Source organism: Companilactobacillus sp., from assembly GCF_022484265.1.
Taxonomy (GTDB): domain Bacteria; phylum Bacillota; class Bacilli; order Lactobacillales; family Lactobacillaceae; genus Companilactobacillus.
The window spans coordinates 1,134,954-1,156,304 of sequence record NZ_JAKVLR010000001.1 but is presented as its reverse complement, the minus strand read 5'-3'; the positions used below and the strand labels follow the sequence as shown (position 1 = coordinate 1,156,304).

Annotated in this window: 19 protein-coding genes and 1 pseudogene; 11 read left to right on the top strand and 9 right to left on the bottom strand. The window is 39.5% G+C overall.

Annotated elements, in window-relative coordinates:
• Window positions 1-86 precede the first annotated feature (86 nt).
• Both LKF16_RS05710 and LKF16_RS05705 read right to left on the bottom strand, forming a co-directional pair.
• On the bottom strand, window positions 87-1,862 hold the full coding sequence (locus LKF16_RS05710; protein ID WP_291469506.1) for an ABC transporter ATP-binding protein: 1,776 nt from the start codon (window positions 1,860-1,862) through the stop codon (window positions 87-89).
• A 164-nt stretch (window positions 1,863-2,026) separates the two neighbouring features.
• On the bottom strand, window positions 2,027-4,363 hold the full coding sequence (locus LKF16_RS05705) for an HAD-IC family P-type ATPase (protein WP_291469504.1): 2,337 nt from the start codon (window positions 4,361-4,363) through the stop codon (window positions 2,027-2,029).
• Window positions 4,364-4,461: 98 nt separating this feature from the next.
• On the opposite strand from LKF16_RS05705, the gene LKF16_RS05700 reads away from it, so the two are divergent.
• Genes LKF16_RS05700 through LKF16_RS05690 form a run of 3 tightly spaced genes read left to right on the top strand, consistent with a single transcriptional unit; the run spans window position 4,462 to window position 6,313 of the window.
• Entirely contained in the window at window positions 4,462-5,124 is a 663-nt protein-coding gene (locus tag LKF16_RS05700) for an HAD hydrolase-like protein (protein WP_291469502.1), read from the top strand.
• A gap of 3 nt (window positions 5,125-5,127) precedes the next feature.
• Window positions 5,128-5,943, top strand: a complete 816-nt coding sequence (locus LKF16_RS05695) for a hypothetical protein (RefSeq protein ID WP_291469500.1) — start codon at window positions 5,128-5,130, stop codon at window positions 5,941-5,943.
• A gap of 16 nt (window positions 5,944-5,959) precedes the next feature.
• Window positions 5,960-6,313, top strand: coding sequence for an iron-sulfur cluster biosynthesis family protein (locus LKF16_RS05690; RefSeq protein ID WP_291469498.1), 354 nt, complete (start codon window positions 5,960-5,962; stop codon window positions 6,311-6,313).
• A 449-nt stretch (window positions 6,314-6,762) separates the two neighbouring features.
• On the opposite strand, the gene LKF16_RS05685 is transcribed toward LKF16_RS05690, so the two are convergent.
• A complete protein-coding gene (locus LKF16_RS05685; RefSeq protein ID WP_291469496.1) occupies window positions 6,763-7,371 on the bottom strand; it encodes a hypothetical protein in 609 nt (202 codons plus the stop codon).
• 351 nt (window positions 7,372-7,722) lie between these two features.
• Between LKF16_RS05685 and LKF16_RS05680 the strand changes: the two genes are divergently transcribed.
• Complete coding sequence (locus tag LKF16_RS05680) at window positions 7,723-8,238, top strand: hypothetical protein (protein WP_291469494.1); 516 nt, start codon at window positions 7,723-7,725, stop codon at window positions 8,236-8,238.
• A gap of 408 nt (window positions 8,239-8,646) precedes the next feature.
• On the opposite strand, the gene LKF16_RS05675 is transcribed toward LKF16_RS05680, so the two are convergent.
• Window positions 8,647-10,062 carry a hemolysin family protein gene (locus tag LKF16_RS05675; RefSeq protein WP_291469492.1) on the bottom strand — a complete coding sequence of 472 codons (1,416 nt, stop codon included), beginning with the start codon at window positions 10,060-10,062 and terminating at the stop codon, window positions 8,647-8,649.
• 71 nt (window positions 10,063-10,133) lie between these two features.
• A complete protein-coding gene (locus LKF16_RS05670; protein ID WP_291469491.1) occupies window positions 10,134-11,237 on the bottom strand; it encodes a CAP domain-containing protein in 1,104 nt (367 codons plus the stop codon).
• A 180-nt stretch (window positions 11,238-11,417) separates the two neighbouring features.
• Here LKF16_RS05670 and LKF16_RS05665 point away from each other — a divergent pair, with 180 nt between their 5' ends.
• Window positions 11,418-12,062: a hypothetical protein gene (locus LKF16_RS05665; protein ID WP_291469488.1), complete on the top strand. Its 645-nt coding sequence runs from the start codon at window positions 11,418-11,420 to the stop codon at window positions 12,060-12,062.
• Between the two features lie 266 nt (window positions 12,063-12,328).
• On the opposite strand, the gene LKF16_RS05660 is transcribed toward LKF16_RS05665, so the two are convergent.
• Entirely contained in the window at window positions 12,329-13,189 is an 861-nt protein-coding gene (locus LKF16_RS05660; RefSeq protein WP_291469486.1) for a MurR/RpiR family transcriptional regulator, read from the bottom strand.
• Between the two features lie 133 nt (window positions 13,190-13,322).
• Here LKF16_RS05660 and gnd point away from each other — a divergent pair, with 133 nt between their 5' ends.
• The 4 genes and pseudogenes from gnd to LKF16_RS05640 all read left to right on the top strand — a co-directional run bounded on the left by gnd (window position 13,323) and on the right by LKF16_RS05640 (window position 17,716).
• Complete coding sequence (gene gnd / locus LKF16_RS05655) at window positions 13,323-14,222, top strand: phosphogluconate dehydrogenase (NAD(+)-dependent, decarboxylating) (RefSeq protein WP_291469484.1); 900 nt, start codon at window positions 13,323-13,325, stop codon at window positions 14,220-14,222.
• Window positions 14,223-14,247: 25 nt separating this feature from the next.
• A complete protein-coding gene (gene gntK / locus LKF16_RS05650) occupies window positions 14,248-15,798 on the top strand; it encodes a gluconokinase (RefSeq protein ID WP_291469482.1) in 1,551 nt (516 codons plus the stop codon).
• Between the two features lie 69 nt (window positions 15,799-15,867).
• Window positions 15,868-17,220 (top strand): annotated as a pseudogene (locus LKF16_RS05645) (gluconate:H+ symporter).
• A 94-nt stretch (window positions 17,221-17,314) separates the two neighbouring features.
• A complete protein-coding gene (locus LKF16_RS05640; RefSeq protein ID WP_291469480.1) occupies window positions 17,315-17,716 on the top strand; it encodes a fluoride efflux transporter FluC in 402 nt (133 codons plus the stop codon).
• 40 nt (window positions 17,717-17,756) lie between these two features.
• On the opposite strand, the gene LKF16_RS05635 is transcribed toward LKF16_RS05640, so the two are convergent.
• The gene (locus LKF16_RS05635) at window positions 17,757-18,140 is read right to left on the bottom strand and encodes a winged helix-turn-helix transcriptional regulator (protein ID WP_291469478.1); all 384 of its coding nucleotides are present in this window, start codon (window positions 18,138-18,140) and stop codon (window positions 17,757-17,759) included.
• A gap of 81 nt (window positions 18,141-18,221) precedes the next feature.
• Window positions 18,222-19,406 carry an MFS transporter gene (locus LKF16_RS05630; protein WP_291469476.1) on the bottom strand — a complete coding sequence of 395 codons (1,185 nt, stop codon included), beginning with the start codon at window positions 19,404-19,406 and terminating at the stop codon, window positions 18,222-18,224.
• Window positions 19,407-19,537: 131 nt separating this feature from the next.
• Here LKF16_RS05630 and LKF16_RS05625 point away from each other — a divergent pair, with 131 nt between their 5' ends.
• A complete protein-coding gene (locus LKF16_RS05625) occupies window positions 19,538-19,879 on the top strand; it encodes a fluoride efflux transporter FluC (RefSeq protein WP_291469475.1) in 342 nt (113 codons plus the stop codon).
• 9 nt (window positions 19,880-19,888) lie between these two features.
• A complete protein-coding gene (locus tag LKF16_RS05620; protein ID WP_291469473.1) occupies window positions 19,889-20,314 on the top strand; it encodes a DUF805 domain-containing protein in 426 nt (141 codons plus the stop codon).
• A 53-nt stretch (window positions 20,315-20,367) separates the two neighbouring features.
• Here the strand turns inward: LKF16_RS05620 and LKF16_RS05615 are convergent, their stop codons facing one another.
• Complete coding sequence (locus LKF16_RS05615) at window positions 20,368-21,234, bottom strand: NAD(P)-dependent oxidoreductase (protein WP_291469471.1); 867 nt, start codon at window positions 21,232-21,234, stop codon at window positions 20,368-20,370.
• Between the last annotated feature and the right edge of the window lie 117 nt (window positions 21,235-21,351).

The following is a 21,351-nucleotide window of genomic DNA, read 5'->3' as shown; positions in this document are numbered from 1 at the left end:
TGCCCAACACTCTGGGGCCAAATGGTCCCCACCGTATTGTGCAATCTTATATTATTGCCTCACCCGGGTGCTTTTACGCTCTTTTTTTAATTTACCATCTGCTCATTTACATATTGTTTGTATAGCTGATGTGTTGTCATTAGTTCTTTATGTGTTCCATGACCTGTTACTGCTCCTTTTTCAATGAAGTAGATTTGGTCGGCATCGACTATTGTTGATAGTCTGTGGGCTATTACTAGGGTGGTTCTTCCTACCATTAGTTGATCTAGTGCTAGTTGGACTTTTTCTTCTGATTCTGAGTCCAAGCTGGCTGTGGCTTCGTCTAGCATTAGGATTTTTGGATCTCTCAAGAAGGCTCTGGCGATTGCTATTCTTTGTTTTTGTCCTCCGGATAGCTTGACGCCGTGCTCGCCGATTTGCGTGTCTAATTGTTCTGGGAAGTCTTTGACGAATCCGTCTGCATACGCTAAGGATAATCCGTTCCACAATTGTTCGTCGGTCAACTTTTTGCCTAGTCCGTATTGCAAGTTTTCGCGGATGCTTCCGGCGAATACTGCGCTGTCTTGGGAAACGTAACCGATTTGGGAACGCCAGTTGGCTAAGTCGATGTCTTTGATGTCATGTTCTCCGATTAGGATTGAACCGTTGTCTGGCTGGTAAAATCTTTCCAATAATGAAAAAATTGTTGATTTACCTCCGCCACTTGGTCCCGCGAAGGCTACTACTGTGTTTGGTTTAGCTTCAAATGAAACGTCGTGCAGGATTTGATGGTCGGGATCATAGCTGAAGTTCAAGTGTGCGGCTGTGATTTCTTTTCCTTCTACATCAACTGCTTCACCGGTTGTAGTTACTTCTGGTTCTGTGTGGAGAATTTCTTGGATACGTTCTGTTGAACCCATTGCTTTTTGGACTTGCGAGAAGAATGTCGCAAAGCTTGCTACTGGGGTGATGATGTTGAACAAGTAAAGTAAGAATGCTACTAAGGAACCACTTGAAAGTGTTCCTTGTTGGATTCTCACTGCACCGTATCCTAAGATACCAACGAAGACACCTAGCATCACGGTTGTCATGATGGGGCTGAGGACAGCTTCAACTTTGGCATCTTTGATACCAACTTTAAAGATCTTGTCGATAAATCCGCGACCGGTTACTTTTTCAAATTCTTCACCATTGCTGGCCTTGATCAAACGTACTTCTGATAATTTTTCACTGACATCAGCGTTAAAGTCAGCTGTCGCAGCTTGAAGCTTTCTACCTAAACGTGCCATGATTTTTCCGATTGGGAATAGGATCAAAACAACGATTGGAACGATGCTGAACATTAATGATGCCATCTTCCAGTCCATGAAAAATAAAATTATCATTGAACCGACTAATTGGATGGCTCCGGTGATGAAGTTAGGGAACTGCGATGTTATCAGATCTTTGATAACGCTAGTATCGTTGACTACTCGAGAACTGCTCTCACCAGACTTGTGGTCATCGAAATAATCGACGGGAAGTCTTAGCAGGTGAGCCCAGAGTTTTTCTCGCAAAGTCTTCACAGAACTTTCACCGACGTATCGTAGAATGAAACCACCGATGGTTCCAAACCCTAGTTGGATGACGAAGGCTAGTATCAAAACGGCTAGCATCTTACCGTCAATTTTTGAAAGTCCACTAGTATCAACTAGTCCCTTGGTCAATTGTGGAACGATCAAGCTGGCGCCACTGGTGACCAAACTCAAGAGCATTCCTAATAGAAATAGCGATTTCTTGGGATTAACGCTATTGATCAATTGCAAAAAATCTTTGAACTTAAATTTGCTAGTTGGTTTGTTAGTTTTAGGCAAACCACGTTCAATTGTTGCACCTTCACGCATATTAATATCCTCGTATATTTTATTTATTTCGGTACCGAACTATATTGCGAAATGAATTATAGTTCGGTACCGTATCAATTGTCAAGACCTGAATTAAACTTTATTTTGATAAGCCCACATTATATCAAAAAAAAGATATCAAGCAATTACTTGATATCTTTCGGTTATTTCCAATTTATTTTTGAGAATACTCGACGTCCTAGTACCTCACGCATAAACATGAATAAAGGCCAGGCGAGTAATAGGATGGAGATGTAAATGAAGGTAAATCTTAGATCAAAGATGCTTTGCAATCCAAATAGTTTATCTGAATAGGTAAAGGCAATCACGAACAGTAGCATCGATGCGGCTATCATAATTTTTTTCCGAATTATCAATGGGTTACTGATTGAAATTAAGGCACAGTAGCCGATGATTCCGATGGCAAAGACTGACATGGTCGAGGTGCTCTTAAACGATAAGTTTGCCCAACTGCCGATCCCATTGATCGACAAGATCAAAATGATGTTGCAAATGGCTGCAGGTAGGGCGATTTCCATAACATTTCGCATGAATCGACCTGCTGGTGGACGATAGTTAGGCTCTAAGGCAAGAATGAAAGTTGGGATACCAACGGTTAGAGCGTTAACTGGGGTCAATTGCGAAGGTTGAAATGGGTAGCCTGAACCTAAGAAGATAAAGACGATCGATAAGACAACTGAATAAATCGTCTTGATCAAATATAGTGAAGCAACTCTTTCAACGTTATTGATTACTCGACGTCCTTCGTTAAGCATGAAGATCATTGAGTCAAAGTTTCTATTTAATAGTACGAAATCAGCTGAGGATTCGGCGGCATCACTTTCGCCAGCGATAGCGATACTACAGTCAGATTGGCGCATAGCCAAAACATCATTGACACCATCGCCTGTCATACCAACGGTCAGTCCGTTTTTTTGCATCGCAGCGATCAGGTCGGATTTTTCCTTGGGACGAACTCGTCCAAAGACCCGATACTTGTCGACTAATTTTGTGTAGTCGGCATCTTCAGGAACAGTGCTCATATCGATGTAATTATCAGTCTTATCAATTCCAGCTTGCGAGGCAACGTTTGAAACTGTGACCGGATTGTCACCGGAAATGATCTTCAGGTCAATACCTTGGTTCTTTAAGTATGAAAAAGTCGATTTAGCTTGCTTTCTAACTTCGTCGGAAATAAATATTAGACCAAGCAATTCTTGTTTATCGTTGACACAACGCAAGACAGCAATCACACGAAAGCCCTTTTCAGCAGCTTTTTCAACAGCGTCTTTTGTTTCAGCCGTTGGATTGTCGATGATGAATTCTGGAGCACCCATCATATATTTAGTGCCAGATTCTCCAATATAGCCTGAATATTTGGTTTCGGATGAGAATGGCAATACTTCAGAAACTTTTTCTTTAAAGGTCTCAGATTTAAGTTTCTTGATAGCTTGAGCAGTCGCGTTAGTCTCTTGAGTGACCTCAACGATAGTTGCAGCTACTTGTTTAACAAATTTTTCATCAAAGCTTGCTTCAGGGTGAATCTTTTTGACGGTTAATTTACCTGTGGTGATCGTACCGGTCTTGTCTAGACATAGCGTATCAACACGTGCTAAAGTCTCAATGGCGTTCAGCGACCGGACCAAAATTTTCTTTTTAGAAAGATTGTAAGCACCAGTAGCTAGGGCGACCGCAGTCAAGAGTACCAATCCTTCAGGAATCATTCCGATGACTGAGGCTGAAGTGCCTAAAATCGATTGAGCGACATCGCCATTTTTTAAGAATGAGCGGAAAAACAAAATTAAGCCGATTGGAACGATAGTATATGTTAAAATCTTGATAATGTTGTTAATTATCTTCATCAAGATACTTTCAGAGCCTTTTTCCTGACTAACGGCGTTTGAAAGCTTGGAGACAAAACTATTCATTCCGACTTGGGTCAATTGAATCTTGGCTTGACCAGCGATGGCAAAACTACCTGAGTAGACCGAGTCATTTTCGAATTTTTCAATCGTGTCGGCTTCACCGGTGATGCTTGATTCATTAGTTTGCAGACCGTTACTAGAGCGAATGATTCCATCAGCAGGGATGGTATTTCCACGCTTTAAGATCACGATGTCATCTTGCACCAGGTCCTCTATGGGGACTTGGACTTCTTTATTATCACGGATGACGGTAAATTCTTGTTCGTTGACCAAATTGATTTTATCGACGGTCAATTTTGCACGGATCTGTTGGAAACTTCCAATTATAATATTGGCCAGCACGGGTCCGAGGAAGAATAGATTTCGATATGATCCAGTCCAACCTATTAAAAGCGCAATCACTAAGTTTAAAAAATTGAACAGAGTAAATATGTTATCAGCTAAGATCTGCGGAATCGAACGTGAGAGTTTTTTGATCTGGACGTTAGTGAGACCAGCAGCAATTTTTTTCGTAACTTCTTGATTTGTCAGACCAGAATTTATATTGGTATATACTTCTGGTTGTTTAACTTTCATTATCTATTTACCTGCAATGATTTGATTAGGCATTTTTTTGGTAAATGTCTTATACTCTAAATACTAACTAAAACTTAACATAAAAGGATGACTAATTTTTGAATAATTTATTTTTTGACCTAGATGGAACTTTAGTGAACTCTGAAAAGGGTATCATGAAAGGCTTAAAATACATGTACAACGATACTTTAGGCTATGTTCCGCATGATGATGCAACATTGAGAAAATTTATTGGACCAACATTTAGTTATTCCTTTAAAAAGTACGACAACATCGACGTTAATGATCCAATTGCAAAAGCTCGCATGAAGAGTTTTCGCGAGTATTATGATGTTGAAGGCTGGAAGGAATTAACTGTTATCGACGGCGTTTATGAGATGCTGGAACAACTAAAGGATAGTGGCAAGGAAATTTTCGTTGCTACGTCAAAACCTGAAATTCACGCTAAGAATATTGTAAACCATTTTGGCATGGCACCGTACATTCGACACGTATTTGGTGCCAGCGATGATGAAGTAACGCGTTCTCTTAAAGAAGATGTTATTTCATATGGTATGGACAAAACGTCAGTCAGTTTAAACTCAGATAATCTTGTTATGGTGGGGGATCGTAGCAGCGATATCGTTGGGGCTCATAAGAATAATCTAAAGGCCATAGGAGTAACATACGGTTTTGGGGATAAAGACGAATTAAGCAAGGCTAAGTCTGATTGGATCGTCAACAAACCTTTAGAAATCGCAAAAATAGCTTTGGAGAAGTAATTAATGAGTAAATCAGTATATAATCGTCACGGATTCACACTTATTTTATTATCGCTTTGTTTAATGATCATTGTTTTTCTAGGAATAACTCTCTCGACTGTGTTAAACGGTAACTATGTCAAGAAGGTCGTCACTAGCGACAGTAATGTTTCGTTGATCAAGAATTATACTAATCAGAAATTAGGTAGCGTTGTCGACAGCTATTCTCCCCTTAAGAATATGGCGGCAACGCAATTGAGTACGAAACAAGTCAAATCGATCATCGACACTTCTGTTGATGAACTATATGATGGAGACCCTAATTTGACAATTGGCTCAGTAGTACTAGCTACGATTGGCGATAATTTAAAAAAGCAAGCGAAGTCTGACGGATTAAATATTGATACTGAAGTTGATCAAACTGTTAGCAGCAACAAGGGAATCATGGACCAGATCGTCAACAATGACATTGGTCCAATTGATGAATCCTTGCAGCACATTAAAGAAGTTAAACAGCTTGTGAAAACGGTCATCATCGTTGCCAGCGTGATTTTTATACTGTTGGCGATTAGGTTGAGAGCTAAAGTTGGCTCAAATATGATATTTTTACATCATATGGGAACGGTCGGAATCATTACAGCTATCTTGCTTGCCATCGCTTTGGTAGTGATGTATTACCCAATTGCTAACTTAATCACAAGCAATGTAGAATACAATATCAGGGATGTTTTGTATAATATACTCAATGGTATTTTCACAAGTTACATATCGATCGTATTTATGGTCTTTATCGTAAGTATTTTGGATTGGGGAAGTACCGGGAAATACAAATATAACTGATGAGGAGATTTTTGGTATGAAGATAGAAATTACTCCAGAAGCACAAGCAAAATTAGCAAAGTTTAACGACAAGAATATTATTTTGGATCTTGATGATGGTTTGGGTCGTTTTTCTGGTGAGGGTGACTGTGCCTTGATCACTAAGTTCCGTATTATTATGGTGGACAAGGACGAGGATCTTTCAGACTATTCTATTAAGTTGGACAGTGTTATGGGTCCGATTTATTACAAGGAGAGTGCTGAGGAATTTCTCAAGCCTGGTATTCAACTTCATGTTAATCCCAAAACTCAACTTTTAGTGTTTAAGAATGATTTTGAAACTATTGATAATAGCGTGAATATTATTGATTTTGATTCTGTTAAAGCTTAATTAGAGAATTGATGGACAGGACTCGCTGGGCGAGTCCTTTTTTATTTTGTTTTTGTTTGTGGTGGATTCTTGGATTGGTGGTTCACTGCCGGCTCCGGACGAAAAGTGATTGCCTTTCGTCTGGAACGTAGAGGAGACACTTTGAGCTTTTTTCAAAGCCCGAAAAAATCTCAAATCTGCCTCTTTTCGTAAGCTGGCGTTGTCGCCGGCTAACGAAAATGTCTCTACTGAGCCGGGCATCGCTTTCCGTCCTCCGCCTGGGTTGAGTCAAGTCAAATTCTCTTTTGTTTGGTGAAAGAGGGTATGCCAGTTTTGTTGGTGAAAAATCTGGGGTGGTCGGTTCAATTTCGCTCCTCCTTTCGGAGTCACTGATGCCGATTTGTTCCTCCTTCGGAGTCACCAATTTTATATAAATAAAAAAAGAGAATCTTAATTTCAGATTCTCCCGTCTAGTTTGTCTGTATAATGTTATCCCAGATTACTGACAATGGGACGATTATTAATCCTGCGTAAAATGCGTAGTTCCATATGTACAGCATTCCGGCTAATGCTATTAGTGATACTACTAAGGAAATTATGAATGCTACTAGTGCATTTGCTGAGGCCGCTCCGTTATAAATTGGATTATTCAATAATCCGAATACTAGAAACGATCCTTGTCTTCTTACAACTGGACGTTGTCCTGTATCGGTATTGTTATAAGCGCCTTTTGCAAAATTGCTTGCTTTGATCAATGCATTTGCTGGCTGGCCGAAGTTGTTAAAAAATTTTCCTAGAAATGGAATATTTGCTACTAATCTCATGACTGATGGGAAGTATAGTAAATTCAATAGCACGAATAGGTAGCTTCGGATTTCTCCCATGTGGAATTTAAATATTGCCGCATTCGTATAATGTTGGATGCCGTTTATTTGGATGGTTTGTTGCAGATCAACATTTACTTGGTGTGCTGATTGTAGTCCGAATATCAAACCGAGGATTCCTACGATTGAAAAGTAACCGAAAAATGACCAGTTAAATATGTATTTGATGCAATCTTTTATAAATCTGAATATCATAATGCGTTCCCTCCTATTGCTGTTCGTCTGTAATTTAGCAGTTTGGTACATGGTATTCAATTTTTAAAAGAAACAAAAATTTTTTAAAAGAAAATAAAATGAAATATTGGGAATCCTGATTTATCAGTAATCCTCGACTTTTTAAAAAGGCGATTGTTCTGATTAAATGAAACGATTCTAGTTTGTTTCTATTCTTTAGTTGCTTCAATTGTTGAAGATTCTTCCGATTTAAAGTAGAAATTATTTGGGCTTTTTCCATTTGTTTACGGCTTTTTCGTATGGTAATTTGTGATTGTCAAAGAGGTTGCGAGTACCACTTCAAAATTCAAGTGACCTAGAAGGAGTTCTATTATGGAATCAAAATTTTTAACTGTGAATGATATGCAAGTTATTTTTGATGAAGGGGATGTTGGCGTTACGGTTCGGACTGTTTCCAACTGGGTTCGAGACTTTGATACGGAAAAGCATGCTCAACAATATGGTGAATCTCGCTTTAGAGTGGAAAATTCTTCCAAGAGAAAGCCACGCGAGTATCCATTGGAGTGGTTCCAAGCAATGGTCGATGAACATTTGACGACGATTATCAATATCGTAAATGAATCATCTGACATGCGTGATCAGCTGGATACAAACGAGATTTCAGCCGAGGCTATGAATTTTCTAGATCAATATAGTCTGAAGTTTCAAACGGAGGACGTCCAAACAATGGAGAGAACCGAAGAGCTGAACCAGCGACATGAAAGCTTAGTGGTAAAAGTTTGTGCAAAGGCACTAGGAATCGACACCGACAAGCTATTCTTCGACATGTTAGACGACAACGTAAACAAAGATCTACTAACATACGTAAATGCGAAGAACGAAGACTAACCAATATAAGGACAACCAAAATCAAATATGTTTCCAGACAGAAAAAAGGAGAAAGCCAAGAAGTTGGGCTTTCTCCTTTTTAATTGATATGGTCTTAAGGGCTTGAAGGTTTAAAACTAAAGTTCTTGCCAGCAGAGTTCGCATACCATATTTCAATATACACAGAGATTTTGAAGTAACGCTGTTTAGACGGAGGACGAAAATCGCGTGGGGACCAAATGCTGAAATCATCCTTAGCAATTTATTGCTTAGGATGAGGCCAAGCTTTAAGACAAGCCGTCACGCAGTGACACTTGGCTTAAAGTTGTGCCCAGCATGTCACGGATCCCCGAAAGCAATTTTCGTCCGGAGTCGGCCCTCATACCGCCTACAAAAAAAACAAAAAAAGGAAGACCCAACGGTCTTCCTTTACTTATCATCTTTACCTTTCGTATCATCCGACTCTTCCTTCAAATCATCAACCTCAGTTAGCGATGCAAGATTGCCACTCTTGGTAACCTCATCATCATCGATCGTGACCTTGAACCAGTTAGCAAAACCATGATCGAATTCCGCCACCTTAAAGTGGAAGTTATCGAGATTAAATTCTGAATTCAGCTGGATATTAGGGAATTTCTCTAAGATATAACCACCAACAGTAATAATATCTGACTCTTGAAAGGCTTTAATATCAGTTCTAAAGTATCTTTCAAAATCATAAAGTGTAGTCTTACCAGATACGTTGTAAGACTTGTCTTCGTTTTTGATGATATATTCATCAGAAACGACATCGATTTCATCCTTAACAGTTCCGAATAATTCTTCGTAAATATCTTTATCAGTCACGATACCAGAAGTCCCACCGTACTCATCGACAACGATGACGATTGGAGTTTGCTTCTTGATCATTTTTGATAGGATATCTTGAATTGGCATTGTTTCAGGAACTGTGTTGACTGATCTCAAGATCCGACTGATTCCGACTGATCCGTCAACTTGGTTTTGACGAACGATATCGTAGGCATAAACGTATCCTAGGACCTTATCCTTATCGTTGTCCGCAACGACTGGAAATCTTGAAAAACCTTGTTGCAAGTAGTCTTTGATGACATCGCTAACTTTATCAGTGATGTCGACGACATAAAGACTAGTTCTATCGACCATGATGTCTTTGGCAACTTTATCGTTTAATTCAAATGCACGTTCCATGAAGACAACATCGTTTTGATCCATATCTCCGCCTTTGATTGAAGACTTCGATAAGTTCAAAATTTCAGATTGAGAAAAAACTTGGTTTTCTGAATCGGCAGGTTTCATACCCATCAAACGAACGATTCCGTTTGATGAACTGTTCAACAACCAAACGAATGGGTAAACAGCTAGATGGAAAAATCTTAATGGATTTACGACTAACATTAACATTTGCAATGGACGATCGATTGAAATGTTCTTAGGAACGATTTCAGTTAGGACCACTTCAAAGTATGTTAGTAGAAGAACACCAACAATCGAACCAATGATATGAAGACCGCTGCTATTGATAGCATGGGTCATACCGAAGAGTTCAACCAGCAAATATTCAATGGTTCCTTCACCAATCCAACCTAAGATAATACCAGCGATACTAGTACCAACTTGAGTAGTTGATAAGTATTCGTTCAGATTGTTGACCATATTTAATGCACGTTGTAACTTCTTGGGATTACCATCGCCTTTTTCAATGGCATCTTCCAGAAGACTTGGTCTGGTTTGAACCAAAGCAAACTCGGCGGCAACACAGAAGAAAGCAAATATAAAGGTAATTAGAATGATTATAAAATTACCTGTTATCGTTGAACTTGACAATTAATGAACCTCTTTTCTAGTTAAGAAGGATTATACACCAAAGAAAAGCCGACTTCAGTCGGCTTAAGGAATTATTTGCTATTTGTTACGTTTTCAGTAGCATTTTCTGAGAATGTTTTGAATGTATAACTATAGCTTGTCATACTATCGGATTTTAGTCCACTGACAGTTACTTTATATTCTGAATGATCATTAATAGTTACATTAGTTGGTGGAGCAAAGCTTAAGAATGTTTCACTGTAGGCTTGGCTACCATAATAACTAGGGCTGACCGTACCAGTTGTTCCGTTAGTCAAATTAGTGACGGTGATCGTAGTATTGTCATCAACTAAATTAGATCCCTTTGCAAATGAAATTGACCAAGGGACGATTGGATGAGATTGACTGCCGACTAGTTCTTCTACTGGAAAAAGTCCATTGGCCGGATAATTAATGATTTGAGTACTAGGAGTCCGATTAGCATCTGGTGGATTGTTGACTAAAACGCTCTCGTAATGGCGTCCGTTTTGAGCTATCGCGAGTCCAACGCCAACTTTTGACAAGTATGGAGATAAGAACCAAGCTCTATGGCCAGCATCTAATCCTGAGATATTTGTGTTATCAAGCATTAACGCCTTGATCATTGACCCAAGTGAAGTAGGATAGCCAAAGTACAAGTTGCTTTCATTAGTACCCAAGACAGCTTTATTCCAATTTAGCGCTGAAACGCTATCCGGTTGAGTCGTATTTTTTAAACCGTGTTGGTCTTTTTGAGGATCGGATTGGGCAGCAGCCATAACGGCTGAAGCAATTTGTGCTAAATTATTTGAATTTGCGTTATTGTCAATTGCTGGTAATCCAGACAATGAACGATAATAATTGATCCAGTCGACCGTTCTAGTAATGACACGAGGATTCAAAACGCCGATATCGAATGGGTCAGTTAAATTAGGTTCAGTTTGAAATAAATTGTAGATCGAATTATCTGAGTCAGTTAACTGAGCGTACTTTTGTTGAAATGCTTGAATCTGCGCCTGTTCATCTGCTGTGTAAACAGTTTTGTCCTCAGTAGTAGGAACAGCAGTGGCGGAAGAACCAGCTTGTTCTGTTGCAGCATAACTAACTTGTAAAGGAGAACTGGCAGTTGCTAAAGCCAATGCAACTACTATCCCGGTGATCAATCGATTATGTTTCATAGTTTATCTCCTATAATTGACGTTTCCTCTTATATTATAACCAATAAATGTGTAGAATTATATATTAGCACGGTCAACATATAAATATTTTCATTTTATCAGAATATTTGTTTTTATTTAGTTGATAAAACGTTACATAATTTTTATAATTAAAATGACATATAGGTTGGGGGAATCGTTTTGACAAATACGAAGAATACTAAATTTTTAACACCGGCTCAGGCAGCCGAAATTTTGGGGATCAGCGTTGCCACGCTACGGAAATACTCTTTAATTGTCGAACATTCAACTAATAACGGTGGATACTTCGAACGTAACAAGCAGAATAACCGTTTGTATACTCAAAAGAACATTGATGATTTCAATAAAATGGTTGAACTTGGACATGGTCCCAAAATGACTTTGGAATCAGCAGCTAAGCAAATTTATCCAGTGTCTGAAGCTAACAATGACGGCACAACGGATGCTAGCAATGGTACTCATAACGCGCAGGTAGCTAATTTGGAAAATACTATCAAAGAGTTGCGTGCTAACATTGAGCAACAAGACCGCGTTATTCAAAACTTGAGCAAGAAGATCATCAAACTTCAGGAAGAAACAGGGGCTGAAGAAACTGATGAGAAACTTGAAAAAGATAAGAAGTATCAAGAATATCTAAAGACAGTTCGTCAGGCTAAAGAGAAAAAAGCCAAGGCTGATGAAGCTAACAAAGACGATGATAAGAGTAAAAAAGAAGCCGGCAAGGATGCCAACCTAAATACGCTCGTCAACATGCAAGTAACAGACGAGAAAAAAGAACATTGGTGGAACAGATTTATAAAATAAAGAGAGCGTTAAAAACGGTTAGACTTCGAGCATTGCTCAGGATATGACTTATTGCGGTTTATGCAATCAGCCATATCCGTGGCAAGCGGAAAAGTCTGTTTTTATAAGCTCGTTTCAGATTAGAGAGTGTCAAAAGCGGGTAATTTCCGAGCATTAACGTAAGAATGGAAGGATTGCGTACTGTGCAATCATTTCATTCAGTAGTTAAGCGGAAGAGTTTGTCCGTCAAATCAAAATAAGAGGATATCTGCATATGCAGACATCCTCTATTTTTTTTCAGCGGTTTTTCTAGTGAGATTGATGGTGCTTCTGATTTCTTTAAAGACGGTACTAGTTTGTTGTTCGTCATGGACGGCTGTGATCATGAATAGTGTATCGACTAAACTGATCTGAGCAATGATGGCGTGCAACGCTTCGTTTTGGTACTGCGTTTCATCTGAGATCGACAGCAGGCAGACGTCGACTAAGTGGGTCAGACTGGAATTGCCGTAACTGGTGATTCCGATGATCTTAACGTGGTTTTTTCTTAGTTCTGACACGATCTGCAAGGTGTCCTGGTTCTCGCCACTATGGGAGATTACAATGGCACAATCTTTTTCAGTCAGTTTGGTGGCCATCATCAATTGCATGTGGAAGTCAGTGGTGAAATAAGGCTTTTTATCAGAACGGAGGAATTTGTGGAATCCGTCTTGGGCAACGATTCCCGAAGCTCCTAGTCCAAAAAAGGCGACGCAGTCAGATTCTTCAATGATGGTAGAAGCTTGTTCTAACTGTCGCTCAGTCAACACTTTTTCAGTAGCTTTGAGGGTCGAGATGTTTCCATTAAAAATCTTTTGAGTCATCGTCATGTAAGAATCGTTGGCAGTGATATCTTGGAACAACGAATCTGATGAGTCTGAACTAGACGTGATCAAACTGAGTTTAAAATCTTGGAAGCTGGAAAAACCTAAAATTTTAGCAAATCGTGAGATCGAAGAGATCGATACATTCACTTCTTCAGCCAACGAGCTGATTGTCAAAGCGGAATCAAACGATTCGGTGTGCAAAATATAATCAGCTATTTCTTTATAAGTACCTTTTAAATTATGGTAGTAACTCTGAATTACGTAATTAATGTTTTTTGCCATAGTTTTACCTCGTGATTATAAAATAACACATATTTGCATATAAGAAAACTTTTTTCATCATATTAGTTGATTGTTGAAAAATATTTTCGTATAATGAATTCTGTTGAAAGCAATTACACAGGAGATGTTATTAATGAAGTTAGCCATGATAGGTTTAGGTAAAATGGGGATCAACCTCACGGAAAACCTTATTAGAAATGACAATGAAGTCGTAGCCTTTGATTTGAATGAGGAATCAAAAGCCAACGCAGGTAAACTTGGAGCCGAAGTGGCTGATAGTTTGGAAGATGCAGTTGCAAAGTTAAATAAACCTAAGATCGTTTGGGTAATGTTGCCAGCTGGCAAGCCTACAAATATGACAATCGATACGTTGAGTGAATTATTGAATAAAGACGACATCGTGATTGACGGTGGAAATACTTTTTATGAAGACTCATTGAGACACAACGAAATTTTGACTGCCAAAGGTATCAAGTTCTTCGATGCTGGTACTTCAGGTGGTATGAGCGGTGCTAATCATGACGGAAACTTCATGATTGGTGGCGACGATGCTGAAACATTCAAGCAGATCGAACCAATTTTTGAAGGTATTGCTCAAAAAGATGGTTACTTGTATACCGGCAAAGCTGGTAGCGGCCATTACTTGAAGATGGTCCATAACGGTATCGAATACGGAATGATGCAATCAATTGCTGAAGGATTCGATGTTTTGGAACACAGCGATTTTGATTATGATAATGAAGCAGTTGCTAAAGTTTGGTCAAACGGTTCAGTTATCCGCGGCTGGTTGATGGAATTAGCCCAATCGGCTTTTTCAAAAGACCCTGACCTTGATGCAATTAAGGGCGTTATGCATTCTTCTGGCGAAGGTAAATGGACGCTGGAAGAAGCCTTGAAACAACAAGTGCCAACACCTGTGATCGCATTGTCATTGATGATGCGTTACCGTTCAATGGAGGACGACACTTTCACTGGTAAAGTTGTTGCAGCACTTAGAAATGAATTCGGCGGCCACGACGTCGACAAGAAGTAGCAATTAGTAGTAGGAGGAATTTCTAATGGATTATATGATTGGTGCCGACATTGGTACAACAAGTACAAAAGCAGTTTTATACGATATGAAGGGTAAAGTTATTGCATATGCCAATAGTGGATACCAATTGTATCAAGATACTCCTGATATGGCTGAAGAAGATCCAGAAGATATCTTTGACGCTGTGGTTGAAGTATTAGGACAAGTTATGCGCAAGGGTAAGGTTAAACCTGGCGAACTCAAGGGTGTTTCATTCTCATCAGCAATGCACAGTTTGATTTTGATGGATGAAAACGACCAACCACTCACACGTGCGATCACATGGGCTGATAACCGTGCTGCTCAATACAGTGAAGACTTGAAGAACAATGGCTTAGGTGCAGAGATCTATGCCAAGACTGGTACGCCAATCCATCCAATGGCACCTCTATCAAAGATGCTTTGGTTAAAGAATGAAAAGCCAGACCTTTATAATAAGGCGAAAAAGTTTATCGACTTAAAGACTTATGTTTTCTACAGATTCTTTGGCGTTTATCAGATGGAATATTCAATTGCATCAGCTACCGGGATGTTCAACATTTTTAAATTAAAGTGGGAACCACAAGCACTTGATTTATTAGATGTGACTGAAGACCGTTTGCCAGAATTAGTTGAACCAACTGACCAAATCAAAGGTATCAACAAAAACTATGGTGAATTGCTCGGCATTGGCGAAGATGTACCATTTATCTTTGGTGCATCTGACGGTGTCCTATCAAACTTAGGCGTTAACGCTATCGACCCTGGTGTTGTTGCCGTTACGATCGGTACATCTGGTGCCGTTCGTGTAGTTGTTGACAAGCCAGTCGTTGACCCAAATGGTAGATTATTCTGTTATGCCTTGACCAAGGACAAATGGGTCGTTGGTGGCCCAGTCAATAACGGTGGTATCGTCTTCCGTTGGGTCCGCGATCAATTGTTCGCACCTGAAAAGATCACTGCCGAACAAATGCAAGTTTCTTCTTACGACATTTTGACGCAGATTGCTGAAAAAATCCCAGCTGGTTCTGATGGCTTACTATTCCATCCATATCTAGGTGGAGAACGTGCACCAATTTGGAACGCTTATGCTAGAGGTTCATTCTTTGGACTAACACGTCAACATACACGTGCCCACATGGTTCGTGCCGCTCTAGAAGGTATCGTTTATAACTTGTACATGGTTATGTTGATGATCGAAGGAGTTGCTGGAAAGCCTAAGAGTATTCAAGCTACTGGTGGTTTTGCTCGTTCAGCTCTTTGGAGACAAATGTTAGCTGATATTTTTGAACAAGATGTTACGATTCCCGAAAGTTTTGAAAGCTCATGTTTAGGTGCCGCAGTTCTAGGAATGTACTCATTAGGCTACATCGATGATCTATCAGAAGTTAAGAACATGGTCGGGGTTACTAACGTCCACCATCCAGAAGAAAAGAATTTTGAAGTTTACCGTGAATTACTACCAATCTGGATCAGAGTTTCTAAGATTCTAGCACCAGAATATAAGAGTATCGCTGAATTTCAGAAGAAACATATGAAAGAGCACCAAGAAAAATAACTCGTCTCACGACGAGTTTTAATAAGAGGATACGTGAAAGCGATTACGTAATTTAGGGAGGAAATACTTATGCCATTTGTTGTGCTGATCTTAGGAATAGCTCTATTGTTGTTCTTGATCATCAAAGTAAAATTAAATACTTTTGTTTCATTAGTCGTTACTTCAATTGCTGTTGGTGTTGGTTTGGGATTGCCACTGACCAAAATCGCCACCAGTATCCAAGATGGTATCGGAAGTCAGTTAGGCGAGTTGTCAATTGTCTTCGGTTTTGGTGCCATGCTTGGTCGTTTGGTTGCTGATGCCGGTGGTGCATATCGAATTGCCCACACCTTGATCCAGAAATTTGGAAAAAAGAGACTACAGTTAGCAATCGTTTTAGCATCATTTATTATCGGTATTGCACTATTCTTTGAAGTAGGTATGGTTCTGTTAGTACCAATCGTCTTCGCCATTGCTATGGAAGCTGGAGTTTCAATTCTGTATTTAGGAATTCCAATGGCAGCAGCACTGTCCGTTACTCATGGATTCTTGCCACCACATCCAGCTCCAACTGCCATTAGTGCCGTATTAGGCGCCAATGCTGGACACGTTTTGCTTTACGGTATTATCGTGGCTATTCCTGCGGTTATTATCGCCGGACCACTTTACACACGTGTGGCTAGAAAAATCGTTCCAGATGCCTTTGATAGAAAAGGTAACTTGTCAGCTTTAGGTCCTCAAAAGGAATTTAAGCTTGAAGATACACCTGGCTTTGGAATTTCCGTTATTACTTCATTGTTCCCAGTTATTTTGATGGCAATTACCACAATTTATCAATTGCTATTTAATGGTGGACATTTACCAAAGAATCCATCGACTTTAGATTCAATTATTGCCTTCATCGGAACACCAGCAATTTCAATGACAATTTCATTGCTAGTTGCAATGTACACGATGGGTTGGGCTAGAAGATTCAAAACTCCACAAATCATGCACACAGTTGAAGAAGCTGTTAAATCAATCGCTATGTTGCTACTAGTTATCGGTGGTGGCGGTGCCTTCAAACAAGTTTTAATTGATGGTGGCGTTGGTGATGCAGTTATGAAACTCTTCTCAGGTACAAATCTTTCACCACTTATCCTAGGTTGGGTAATCGCAGTAGTCTAGAGAATTGCTCTAGGTTCCGCCACAGTTGCTTCGTTAACAGCTGCTGGTCTAGTACTTCCACTAATGCAATCAGCTGGTGTAAATCCAGCCTTGATGGTATTGGCAGTTGGTGCCGGTTCACTTGCCGCATCTCACGTCAACGATGCTGGTTTCTGGATGTTTAGAGAGTACTTTGATCTAACTATTAAAGAAACGCTGCTCACTTGGACAGTACTTGAAACATTGATCGCCGTAGTTGGTCTGATCGGTGTCTTGCTACTAAGTTTAGTTTTGTAAAATAGTTCATAAATAAGGACCGGCAAATGTCGGTCCTTTTTGAATACCTGGAAAAAATGTTATCCTATTAGGATACGAATCACGGGGATGACTTATGAAAAAATTGAGAACATTCGGCATTATTTTTATCGGCGCATCAATTGGCGGAATCTTGAGATATTTGATCAGTCTGCTTTTTATAAATTACTCAAGCTTTCCTTGGGGCACGATCTTTGTCAATTTGACTGGCGCGTTTGTTTTACCGTTATTGATCCATTACTTGCATGATCGTTTCCACTTATCTGCTGGGACAGTCTTGTCTTTGACGACTGGATTGTTAGGCTCATATACGACATTTTCGACGATGTCGGCTGATGCAGTGAAACTATTTTTGAACAGCGACTATTTAGCTTTTGGACTGTATTTAATTATTACAATGGTAGGTGGATTTTTGTTAGCACTATTCGGCAATTATTTGGCAGTATATTTTGCTGACAAGGAATTGGAAAAAAATTAAGACAAAAAAATAGCGAATGATGTGCACTGCACTTCATTCGCTAATTTGCTTGTACTTCTGGTATTTCAGGCTTTTCATCTAATAATAAGATCGATTCGCCTTTTTCACGACGACGGCAAATATCTTCTTCTCCCCATTTGCACAACTCATAGAGCAGGTTGTTGAGAGTCTTGCCGTAATCAGTCAATGAGTATTCTACTTTTGGCGGTACTTGTTCATAGATTTTTCGATTGACGATACCACTAGCTTCTAATTCGCGTAATTGCTGCGTTAAAACTTTTTGCGTAATATTAGGAATTACACGTCGTAATTGACCGGTACGCATCGTACCTTTTTTCAAGTGGCACAGGATCAAAGGTTTCCATTTGCCACCAATGACATCGATCGTAGCTTCGACTCCAATGTTATAAATGCATTGTTCCAACGCTGATTCCCCCTTATTAACGGCTAAATTGATTTAATAATCGCAATCAATATTAACATGTTAATAAGGAAAATAACAGAATTATCGTTTTTGAGCAGAAACGCTTCTCATCAAGTAAAAAATTAAGATAACGCCGAGTAGCAACATTGCGATTCCTAACCATGGTGTGATGGCAATCATGTTATTTGAGGCTGCAAATCCACCCATAGTTGAACCGATGATGATACCAATGTTAAAAGCCGAAATGTTTAGTGATGATGCTAAATTAACTTCACTTGGAGTTAATTCTTCTGCCAATTGCAACATATAAAGCTGCAAGCCGGGAACGTTCATAAATGCGAACAATCCCATTAGCATTACGGCAACTAATCCAAAGTAATGCGTATTCAATGTTACCCAGACTAGGAACAAAGTTGCAGCTAAGCCAATAAACATTTTTAACAGGGCGTTCAAAGGCTTAACATTGGCAAGGCGTCCGCCCATGGTATTTCCAATTGCGACCGCCAAACCGTAGACAATCAAGATGATGACGATTGCGCCATCTGACCAGCCCATTTGTTGGTTAAGGATCGTTGAGATATAAGTGTAGACTGGATAAGTTGCGCCATATCCCAAAGCTGTGATCAAAATGATCAAGATCAACTTAGGTTGTTTCATGATCCGAACAAAACCTTTGAGGTTGCTAGGAGTTGCCTTTGAAAGGTTGTTTGGTACTAAGATAAAGCTGCCGATCATTCCGACGATTCCTAGTAAGATCAAGAAGATAAATGAGCTTCGCCAGTTCAAGGCTTGCCCAATATAAGTTCCAAGTGGAACGCCAGTCACTGTAGCGACTGTTAATCCAGTGAACATGATGGCGATTGCCGAAGCACGCTTGTTAGGAGCAACGACATCTGCTGCAACAACAGAAGCAATCGTCATAAACAATCCGTGTGATAAAGCAGTGATGATTCTTCCTAATAATAGGATGACAAATGTTGGTGCAAAAGCTGAAACTGTATTTCCAATAATGAAACTGACCATGATACCAATCAATAATTTTTTACGGTCGATTCTGGTGGTCAAGGTCGTTAGGATCGGAGCTCCTAACATTACGCCCATCGCATATAATGAAACAGTCAATCCTGCTTGAGCGATGGTGATATTAAATGATTTGATGATCAGTGGCATGATCCCGACACTGATAAATTCGGCACTACCGATTGCAAAGGCGCTGATGGCCAATGCAGCTAAAGTCCATGTTGATGAAATTTTTGTATTTTGCAAGTTATTCACTCCCCTAATTGATTAATTATCTATTCGACAAAAACCAATTATACGGGCACAAAATTTTTTCACAATTACGCACTTTAAAGTGGGATAGGTACCTAAAAGTACTCAAGGAGGAAACATTTTAGATGAATATTGTGCTGGTTGCCTTAGGGGCAACGATCGGGGCGACTGCCAGAAATGAATTGACTGGATTGTCGCGAAAAATTCCAATTGATTTTCCTTGGATGACATTGATAATAAATGTGGTCGGATCATTTGTTTTAGGGATGTTAACTGCTAAAATTGTAAACAAGGCCTTATTAGTCTTTTTAGGAACCGGAATTTGCGGCGGCTTTACTACTTTTGGAACATTTAACTATGAGTTAAGCCAACTGTGGTTTCAAAAGCGCTACATAGTGTGTTTCTTATATTTCTGTTCTTCATATTTATTTGGACTACTCGGATTTTTACTCGGGATAATAATTTAAGAGGTAATTATGGAAAAAACTAATTGGAATGAAACTAACAAACCAGGTTTAATCGCTTCAACAAAACTATTTTTTCAAGACTTATTTGTCGGTGCCAAACGCATGGGACGCGCTGATTTCTGGTGGGGTTATTTAGGCACAACGATTTTCTTTGCTGTCTTGATTGCCTTATTAGGCTGGGTCGTAACCTTGATGCCAATCTCTGAAGTTTACTGGAGTGCTGTGATCGGCGTAGCGATGGCGATGGCATTTGGCTACTATTTTATTGCAATTTATAATGCGGCAATTCGCCGTTTGCACGATTTAAACTTACGCGCTTGGTGGATGCTCTGGTTAGTGGTACCTGGCGTTGGTTATATTTTACTGATTATATTGATGTGTTTAGCACAACGTGGAGAAAATAATCGTTTTGAAAAAACACTTGCTGTGGAATAAAAAAATGGAGCACTGTTCGAATAGTTCAATTATTCGATGTGCTCCATATTTTTTTACCACCAAAGTTTAACTAAAGCTTGAGTTCCATCGTTTCCGAGACCTTTGTCGTCCACTAATTTTTCATACAATGCTTTGGCTTGTTTTGTGGCTGGTAAATCTAGTCCCATCTTCTCGCTTTCTTCAAGTGCGATTCGGAGATCTTTTAAGAAATGTTTTGAGAAGAAGCCTGGTTTGAAGTCGCCATTTAAAATTCGTGGGACGTAGTTTTCCATGCTCCAGTTGTCGGCTCCGCCACCTTCGAGAGTCTTCAAGACGTCAGGTAAGTCGAGCCCAGCAGCTTTGGCATAAACTAGCATCTCAGTTAGTCCGGTCATGGTACCGGCAATCATGATCTGGTTCGCCATTTTGGTGTGTTGGCCAGCGCCGTATGAACCAAAGCGGTGATAAGATTGACCGATAACTTTAAATAAGGGAATCAATTCGTCGTAAGCCTTTTGAGAGCCTCCAACCATAATGGTCAGTTTGCCATCTCTAGCACCAACGTCGCCACCTGATACCGGAGCATCTAGACATTCAACGTTCATTTTTTCAGCTTTTTCACCCAATTCTTTGGCAAGAGTAGGGGTGCTAGTCGTCATATCAACAATCATTTGCCCAGCCTTTAGGCTCGTGAAAACGCCAGTCTGTGGGTCTAAGTAAACATCTTTGACATCTTGTGGAAAACCAACCATAGTAAAGATGATATCAACATTTTCCGTAAGATCTTTGGGACTGTTGAACCATTTAGCGCCTTCTTTAAGTAAAGGTTCAGCTTTGGATTCAGTTCTCGTATATACAGAAACATCGTAGTTAGCTTTTAACAAGTTATTGATAATGCCACTGCCCATAACGCCAGTTCCAATAAAACCAATTTTTTTCATAGTTATGTCTCCTTATAAAATCATTGATTAATTAATTTCAGTTTAACATTGAAAAATGGCTGATACATGTATTACGCTTACTCAGAAATATCTGATGACTGGTTATTTAACGACATT